This window comes from Nocardioides sp. J54 (assembly GCF_000519005.1).
Classification (GTDB): Bacteria; Actinomycetota; Actinomycetes; order Propionibacteriales; family Nocardioidaceae; genus Nocardioides.
Window position 1 is genome coordinate 23,640 of the sequence record NZ_JAER01000047.1, and the last position, 7,056, is coordinate 30,695.

At 72.2% G+C, this 7,056-nt stretch carries 10 protein-coding genes; 3 read left to right on the plus strand and 7 right to left on the minus strand.

Features of this window, described 5'->3' with window-relative positions; all coding sequences use genetic code 11:
• Positions 1-41 precede the first annotated feature (41 nt).
• Positions 42-248, minus strand: a complete 207-nt coding sequence (locus NOCJ54_RS27320) for a DUF6458 family protein (RefSeq protein ID WP_036519015.1) — start codon at positions 246-248, stop codon at positions 42-44.
• A gap of 132 nt (positions 249-380) precedes the next feature.
• Between NOCJ54_RS27320 and NOCJ54_RS0120355 the strand changes: the two genes are divergently transcribed.
• Positions 381-728, plus strand: coding sequence for a GIY-YIG nuclease family protein (locus NOCJ54_RS0120355; protein WP_028656948.1), 348 nt, complete (start codon positions 381-383; stop codon positions 726-728).
• Between the two features lie 352 nt (positions 729-1,080).
• Here NOCJ54_RS0120355 and NOCJ54_RS0120360 read toward each other — a convergent pair whose 3' ends face one another.
• From NOCJ54_RS0120360 to NOCJ54_RS0120375, 4 genes are all read right to left on the minus strand, one after another.
• Complete coding sequence (locus tag NOCJ54_RS0120360; RefSeq protein ID WP_036519018.1) at positions 1,081-1,467, minus strand: VOC family protein; 387 nt, start codon at positions 1,465-1,467, stop codon at positions 1,081-1,083.
• A gap of 84 nt (positions 1,468-1,551) precedes the next feature.
• A complete protein-coding gene (locus tag NOCJ54_RS0120365) occupies positions 1,552-1,767 on the minus strand; it encodes a hypothetical protein (protein WP_028656950.1) in 216 nt (71 codons plus the stop codon).
• 183 nt (positions 1,768-1,950) lie between these two features.
• Positions 1,951-3,423 (minus strand): cardiolipin synthase, encoded by a 1,473-nt coding sequence (cls, locus tag NOCJ54_RS0120370; RefSeq protein WP_036519021.1) that lies wholly within the window; start codon positions 3,421-3,423, stop codon positions 1,951-1,953.
• A gap of 487 nt (positions 3,424-3,910) precedes the next feature.
• On the minus strand, positions 3,911-4,090 hold the full coding sequence (locus tag NOCJ54_RS0120375; protein WP_028656952.1) for a hypothetical protein: 180 nt from the start codon (positions 4,088-4,090) through the stop codon (positions 3,911-3,913).
• 136 nt (positions 4,091-4,226) lie between these two features.
• Between NOCJ54_RS0120375 and NOCJ54_RS0120380 the strand changes: the two genes are divergently transcribed.
• Positions 4,227-4,487 (plus strand): metal-sensitive transcriptional regulator, encoded by a 261-nt coding sequence (locus tag NOCJ54_RS0120380; RefSeq protein ID WP_028656953.1) that lies wholly within the window; start codon positions 4,227-4,229, stop codon positions 4,485-4,487.
• 267 nt (positions 4,488-4,754) lie between these two features.
• On the opposite strand, the gene NOCJ54_RS28655 is transcribed toward NOCJ54_RS0120380, so the two are convergent.
• A complete protein-coding gene (locus NOCJ54_RS28655; protein ID WP_051486205.1) occupies positions 4,755-5,660 on the minus strand; it encodes a DICT sensory domain-containing protein in 906 nt (301 codons plus the stop codon).
• Positions 5,661-5,735: 75 nt separating this feature from the next.
• On the opposite strand from NOCJ54_RS28655, the gene NOCJ54_RS28660 reads away from it, so the two are divergent.
• Positions 5,736-6,056, plus strand: a complete 321-nt coding sequence (locus tag NOCJ54_RS28660; protein WP_028656954.1) for a sigma factor — start codon at positions 5,736-5,738, stop codon at positions 6,054-6,056.
• 93 nt (positions 6,057-6,149) lie between these two features.
• Here NOCJ54_RS28660 and NOCJ54_RS27335 read toward each other — a convergent pair whose 3' ends face one another.
• The gene (locus NOCJ54_RS27335; protein ID WP_084255531.1) at positions 6,150-6,851 is read right to left on the minus strand and encodes an alpha/beta hydrolase; all 702 of its coding nucleotides are present in this window, start codon (positions 6,849-6,851) and stop codon (positions 6,150-6,152) included.
• Between the last annotated feature and the right edge of the window lie 205 nt (positions 6,852-7,056).

Sequence of the window (7,056 nt, forward strand, 5' to 3'; positions counted from 1 at the left end):
GACGGGGGCCCGGCGACCAGGTGGTGTGGCGTGCTGCTCGCTCAGCGGATCGGGCGGTCCTCGTGGACGACCCGGTCACGCCGCCACGGCGGCGCGAAGAGCAGGGACAAGACGATGGCGAGCACGCCGGCGATGATGAGGATCGTGCCGAGCGTCCCCTCGTCGACGTTCGGGATGTCTGCGGTGATCACGTCGAGGGCGAAGATCAGCCCGGCGACGAGAAGGATGATGCCCAGTCCGATGTACATGAACTCCCGGTGCCCGCTGGCCGCGATCCCAGACGTGCGCGGGGTGCAGCGGTGCGAGCGCCCGTCGGGGCGGGTTGTCCACAGGCGCGGGAGAGTGGGTTTCAGGGGGCGGTGCGAGCGGCAGGGACACCCATGCCCTGGACCTACATGCTGCGCTGCGACGACGGCAGCTACTACGTCGGCAGCACCTGGGACCTCGACGGCCGGGTCTGGCAGCACAACCACGACGACCAGCTCGGCGCCGCCTACAACCGGGCGCGACGCCCGGTCGTGCTCGTGTGGAGCGTCTGGTACGACCGGATCAGCGACGCCTTCCACCTCGAGAAGCAGATCCAGGGCTGGAGCAGGAAGAAGCGCGAGGCCCTGATCCGCGGCGAGTACGACGCCCTCCCGAACCTCTCGCGCCGCAAGGCCGTCCAGGACCGTGACCCCGGCAACGACCCGGGCCCCAGTGGTGGAGTGGGCCGCCCCGGTGGTTGAGGTGCGACGAGCGCTAGCGAGGAGCCTCGAAACGTCCGGGCCTTGGTGGCGGGCTGTGGTGGGCACAGTTGGGTGCAGCATGGCCGGTGGTTTCGAGGCTCGGCGCTGGGGCGCCTCGCACCTCAACCACCGGCGGTGTGGCTGGGCCCGGTGGTTGAGGTGCGACGAGCGCTAGCGAGGAGCCTCGAAACCTCCGGGCCTTGATGGCGGACTGTGGTGGGCACAGTCGGGTGCAGCAGGGGCCACTGGTTTCGAGGCTCGGCGCTGGGGCGCCTCGCACCTCAACCAGCGGCGGTGGGCGTGCTGCACGACGCCTCGCACCTCAACCAGCGGCGTACGGCGGGGAGGGCGGTCAGGGCTGGTTGAGGAACCAGCGGTGGCCGAAGGGGTCGCGGAAGGAGGCGACGCGGCCGGCGGGCGGGGCGTCCTCGGGGCCGCGGTCGAGCTTGGTGCCCGACGCGGTGACGCGCGCGCAGACGTCGTCGACGTCGCCGACGGTGAGGTGCAGGGTGACGGGCAGGCCGCGGTCGTCCTTGGGCGCTTCGGCGTGCAGCTCGGGCCACTCGTCGGACATCATCCAGCGCGCGCCGTTGACGGCGAGCTCGACGTGGCCGACCTTGCCGTTCGGCATCTCGATCGGGGGGAAGACCACCGCAGCGCCGAGGACGTCGCGGTACCAGTCGATCGCGGCGCGGGCGTCGGCGACGTGGAGGTACGGGACCAGCTGTGAGGCAGGCATCAGCCCATTGTGTCCCGGACTCCGGTCGTCGGCTAACCGCGCGTCCGCGTCAGGGGCGGGTGCGCGCCGGGTGCAGGGGCCGGGTCAGCGCTCGGTGAAGCAGACCAGGCAGGAGCGCGGGTCGTGCTGGATGTTGCTCGCGTGGAGGCGGTCCGCACGACCCAGGAGGTCGTCGAGGGCGCGCTCGGAGGCGGCGATCTCGAGGATGGCCTGCTCGAGCTCCGCCGGCATCCGGGTGGCGGCGTGCTGCGGTGCGGCGTCGGCGTAGGCGATGTCGTCCGTGACTGGAATGGCGCTCATGGGTTCCCTCCCCATCCATGCCCGAGATCCTGCTGGCTCATCGAGCATTACGGCTGCGCACAGCGGCCCGCAATGGTCGGGAGGCAGGTCCGGCCGAGAGATTCGGGGTGATGGCCCGATCGGGCTAGACGGTCGGGACGACCGTCCCGGTGGGCCGGCGCCGGCCGCTGCCGGCTCAGGGGGTCACTGCAGGGCGGCGGTCAGCCGCATCACGTTGTCGACGTACCGCGCCCCGCGGGAGCGCTCGCCCCACTCGGCGAGGGTCAGCTCGGTCGACAGCGCACGGTAGGAGTCCTGCACCTCGCGCAGCCGCTCGACGACGTTGCGGTCGGGCAGCATCAGCGACACCTCGTAGTTGAGGCCGAAGGAGCGCATGTCCATGTTGCTCGACCCGATCACCGCGACGTCGTCGTCGATCGTGAAGTGCTTGGCGTGCAGCACGAACGGCGCGGGGTAGCGGAAGATCCGCACGCCGGCCTCCAGCAGGCCGCGGTAGTACGACGCCTGGGCGTGTCCGACCATGAACTGGTCGGACACCTCGCTGACGAACAGCTCGACCTCGACCCCGCGCTCGGCGGCCGTGGTGACGGCGTAGAGCAGCGACTCGTCGGGCACGAAGTACGGTGAGGTCAGGGAGATCCGCCTCGTCGCCGCGTAGATGAGCGTCGTGAACATGCGCAGGTTGTTCTCCGCCACCAGGCCCGGGCCGCTGGGGACGACCTGGCAGGGGACGTCGAGCACCTCGTCGGGGCGGACGTCGGGCTCGCCGAGGACGGCCACCAGCTCGACGACCTCACCGGTCTCGACGTACCAGTCGGAGGCGAAGACCGCGTTGAGCCCACCGACGACCGGCCCCTCGAGGCGCACCATCAGCTCCACCCACTCGCGGCCGAGCTTGTGGTTGCGCGGGTTGTTGTAGCCGGGCTCGGTGAGGTTGAGCGAGCCGGTGAACCCGACGGCGCCGTCGACGACGAGGATCTTGCGGTGGTTGCGCAGGTCCGGGCGGCGGAACCGCCCGCGCAGCGGCTTGATCGGCAGCATCGGGTGCCACTGGATGTCGGTGCCGCGCAGCCGCTTCAGCATCCGGCGGTAGCCCTTGAGCCGGCGCGAGCCGAGGTGGTCGAAGAGCAGGCGTACGTCGACGCCGCGCTCCGTCGCGCGCACGAGGGACTGGAAGAGCGGGTCGGTCACCTCGTCCCACGCGGTGATGTAGAACTCCACGTGCACGTGGCTGCGCGCCCGGTCCACCTCGCGGGCCATCTCCTCGATGACGCCCTGGTAGTCCGGCCACAGCTGCACCTCGTTGCCGCCGGTGAGGGGGAGTGCGCCGAGGTGCCGGTTGAGGTCCGCGACCCGCGAGATCTGCGGCGGCAGCTGGGTCTGGTCGAACGACATCGGCAGCTGCTCGGCCCGCTCGCGGATCGCCGCGATCGCCCGCTTCTGCCGCGAGATCCGGCGGTTGCCCAACCGCGTGCGCCCGAAGAGCAGGAAGATCGCGAAGCCGATGATCGGCTCGACCATGATCAGCAGCAGCCACGCCATGCCCGTCGACGGCTTCCGGTTGCCGGGGATGATGCCCAGCGCGACGAGCCGCAGCACCACCTCGAGCCCCAGGACGAACCAGCCGAGCGCCGACGTCGGCACGGGGAGTTCCATGGGGCGAAGGATAGGGGTGCTGCTGGGCCGGGGAGTGGAGTCCCGGGGGCCACTGGTTTCGAGGCTCGGCGCTGGGGCGCCTCGCACCTCAACCAGCGGCGGAGGGCTCGGTGCGGGCGGCTTCGCGCCTCGGCCAGCGGCAGGCGGGTGGCGCCGTACTCCCGGTGGTTGAGGTGCGACAAGCGCCGCCTGACCCGGTGGTTGAGGTGCGACGAGCGCTAGCGAGGAGCCTCGAAACCTCCGGGCCTGCGAGGCGGGCTGTGCCGGGCACAGTCCGGTGCAGCGGGCCACTGGTTTCGAGGCTCGGCGCTAGCGCGCCTCGCACCTCAACCAGCGGCGGAGGGGTCGGTGCGCGCGCCTCGCACCTCAACCAGCGGCGGATGGCTCCGTGCGCGCGCCTCGCACCTCAACCATCGGCAGGCCGCGGCGTCGTACTCCCTCCGGGGCCTGCGAGGCGGGGTGTGCCTTCAACCAGCGGCAGGTGTGATCAGAGGCGGAAGAGGCGGCGGAGGAGGCTGCCGGCGGTCGGCTGGGCGGACGACGTGGAGGCGGGGTGACCGGGGCACCACTGGTCGGCGGGGACGCCGGCCTTGACCGACGCGACGTGCTGGCCGCAGCCGGCCCAGGTGGTCTTGCCGCAGGTGCGGCAACGGGTGGGGCGGCACATGGCGGGCCTCCTGGTCCTTCGTGCGGCGCTTGATGCTGAACCCCCCGGGGGGTTAAGCTGGATACCGTAACAGATCCCCCCAAGGGGGTTTCGAATCCGCGATGACCGGCAGGGGCTGCCGGTCCAGGAGGACGTCATGAAGCTCGACCCGGACGAGGTCAAGGCGATCACCACCCGCCTCAAGCGGGCGAACGGGCACCTGGCCTCGGTGATCCGGATGCTCGAGGAGGGCGCCGACTGCGAGGACGCGCTGATGCAGCTCGCGGCCGTCAACAAGGCGATCGGGCGCGGGGGGTACGCGCTCGTCGCGACCGGGCTGCAGAAGTGCCTCGTCGAGGGTGGTCCGGACAGCGTGGACGCGAAGAAGATGGAGAAGCTCTTCCTCGCCCTGGCCTGAGCTCCCCGCCGGGCCGGGGGGCTGGGACCCTCGCAAGCGAGGTCTCGACGCGGAAGGTGTGACCGCGGTTCCATGGGTGCGCGGGAACCGGGAGGGTCCCGATGTCTTGCGACCGGCTATTGGGGAGGGCAGGGAGCCGCGATCTCCGCCGGTCGCACCGGCTGCTGTCGAACCCCACGTCCAGCAGCCACCCGCGTGCCCTGCTGCAGCCGTTTCGTGTCCCATGCGGCTGCAGCAGGGCGCCGGCGTCTCCGCTGGCGCGGCGGGTCAGAGGGACAGGCGGTCGACGTACGCGACGACGCGGTTGAACAGCGCGGTGACCGCGGAGGGCGTGGTCGTGCGCGGAGCGGGGGCCTCGGCGAGCTCGTAGAGCAGCGGCCGCGCGGCCAGCACGCCGGCGCGCTCCGCGACGGACGCGGCCACCCGGGCGGCGTCGCGCACCGCCACCGGGTCGACGGTCCAGATCGCCTCGAAGACGCGCTCACGGTCGGGGACGTCGGTCTGCCCGGGGAGCTCCCACGCTGCCAGGCACGCGGTGCTGTCGGCGGCGTCGCAGACCACGGACCACTCACGGCACATCGGCGCATCCTCGGCGAGGGTGGCGCGGATCGGGCCGCTCGCCTCGTCGGCGGTGTCGGGCCAGTGGTCGGCGAACACGATCGCGGCGCGCGCGACACGGGAGAGCTCGGTCCAGCGCGGGGCGGACGGCTTGTAGAACGACGAGCGCTGGAAGGCGCCGAAGAGCACCGGCTGGTCGGCGACGGCGCAGCACTCGTCCTCGATGGCCCACGAGAGCGCGATCAACGTCGCCTTGCGCAGGCGGTGGGTGGCCAGGGTGGGGTGGCGGCGGCGCAGCTCGGCGTAGATGGACGGGTTCTCCGGGGGCCGGGTTGCGGCCGCCTCGGCGATCGCGACCTCGAGCTTGATGCCGGCGTCGCGGCGGCGCAGCACCTGACGCACCAGCTCGACGTCCGACGGTGTGTATCGGCGGTGGCCGCTGGCAAGGCGGTGGGGCACCGGGAACCCGTGCCGCGACTCCCACATGCGCAGCACCGAGGTGCTCACGCCGGCCTGGTGGGCGAGGTCGCCGATGGTCAGGTCGGCTGCCTCGCCGCCGGCCGCGTCGGAGGAGGCGGGGCCGGGGGCTTGCGCATCGGCGTCGGGATGGTGCATGCTCACATCATAAATCTAAACAAGCCGTTCAACAATCTTGTGTAAGTTTCCGCAGGGCGATCAAGGGAGACCGCGATGAGCGTCACGATGAACCCCACCGGAAAGACCCGCTCGGTAGCAGTCGGCGCGGTCGACCCGGCCGAGCAGCTGCGCCGTGCGGCGCGGGGGGACCAGCAGGCCTTCGCGGCCTTCTACGACGCCACCTGCCGCCAGGTCTACCGCCTGGCCCTGCTGCTCGCTCGCGACCCCGCCGACGCCGACGACCTGTGCCGCGAGGCCTACGTGCGGGCCTGGCGCGAGGCCGCTGATCACGCCGCCACCGGCCTGCCCCCGATCGCCTGGCTCCTCGGCCTGGTCCGCGAGGCCCGCGCCGACCTCGACGACGAAGCAGCCTGACGCTCCCTTCCTCGCCCTGACGGCGAGGTTGACCCGAACCCGTCCCGACCCCCACCCCGTCCGCGGGCCGGGTGGTGAGCCAGGCGGATCCGGTCAGTGCACGGTGCGGTCGATGACCTCGCGCACGCCGTCGACGGCGAAGGCGTTCCAGCGCGGGAAGCCGCGCAGCAGGTAGTGCCCCAGCGGGCCCATGTCGGTGAACTCGGCGTCCGCGACGGACGAGGCCCGGTCCACGAAGCGCTTCGTCGCACGCGCCGACGTGATCCGGTCGTGCTGCCCGTGGCCCGCGCGCAGCAGCTTGCCGGCCAGCGGCTCGACCGAGTCCTCCGGCGGCAACCACGGCGCGAGCGCGACGACGCCGCGCACGGACGGGTGGTCCGCGACCGCGACCCCCGTGCGCGCACCCATCGAGTGCCCCAGCACGACGACCGGTACGTCGTGCTGCTCGGCGATCTCCTCCAGCGCCCAGCGCGCGTCGATCACCGGCGCCGGCGCGGACCCGCGGCCGGCGTTCCAGCCCTTGACGCCGTAGCGCAGCAGCGCAACGCCGACCCCGTCACTGCGCACCTTGCCCGCCACGTGCCGACCGACCGCCCGCGCCCGCCGCCAGGACAGGCTGCGCCCGTCGACCGGCAGCACGCTGCGCTGCGTGCCGCCGTGCAGCACCAGCACCAGCGCCCGCGGGTCCGGCGGCAGCCACCAGTCCGTGAAGGCAGGCCGGGGCACCGCGTCGGTCCGGGCAGCGGTGTCGCTGCCGCTGCCGTGGTCGGGGTGGGAGGGGTTCACGTCAACCATCACTGGTGATTCGTTGCCGATCGGCTGGCGGATTGGTCGATGCTCATGCTGACATGACGGCGCGAGCGCGTCGCCGGTCGAGGGTGGCAAGCCTCGGGTTCCCTTCGCCGGACTCCCGGTGGTTGAGGTGCGACGAGCGCCAGCGAGGAGCCTCGAAACCTCCGGGCCTGTCGGGCGGGCTGCGGCGGTCACAGCCCGGTGCACC

Bases quoted from the DNA above. Each gene is read 5' to 3' on its own strand.
- NOCJ54_RS27320 (WP_036519015.1), bottom strand. From the start codon at position 248: ATGTACATCGGACTGGGCATCATCCTTCTCGTCGCCGGGCTGATCTTC.
- NOCJ54_RS0120355 (WP_028656948.1), top strand. From the start codon at position 381: ATGCCCTGGACCTACATGCTGCGCTGCGACGACGGCAGCTACTACGTC.
- NOCJ54_RS0120360 (WP_036519018.1), bottom strand. From the start codon at position 1,467: ATGCCTGCCTCACAGCTGGTCCCGTACCTCCACGTCGCCGACGCCCGC.
- NOCJ54_RS0120365 (WP_028656950.1), bottom strand. From the start codon at position 1,767: ATGAGCGCCATTCCAGTCACGGACGACATCGCCTACGCCGACGCCGCA.
- cls (WP_036519021.1), bottom strand. From the start codon at position 3,423: ATGGAACTCCCCGTGCCGACGTCGGCGCTCGGCTGGTTCGTCCTGGGG.
- NOCJ54_RS0120375 (WP_028656952.1), bottom strand. From the start codon at position 4,090: ATGTGCCGCCCCACCCGTTGCCGCACCTGCGGCAAGACCACCTGGGCC.
- NOCJ54_RS0120380 (WP_028656953.1), top strand. From the start codon at position 4,227: ATGAAGCTCGACCCGGACGAGGTCAAGGCGATCACCACCCGCCTCAAG.
- NOCJ54_RS28655 (WP_051486205.1), bottom strand. From the start codon at position 5,660: ATGCACCATCCCGACGCCGATGCGCAAGCCCCCGGCCCCGCCTCCTCC.
- NOCJ54_RS28660 (WP_028656954.1), top strand. From the start codon at position 5,736: ATGAGCGTCACGATGAACCCCACCGGAAAGACCCGCTCGGTAGCAGTC.
- NOCJ54_RS27335 (WP_084255531.1), bottom strand. From the start codon at position 6,851: ATGGTTGACGTGAACCCCTCCCACCCCGACCACGGCAGCGGCAGCGAC.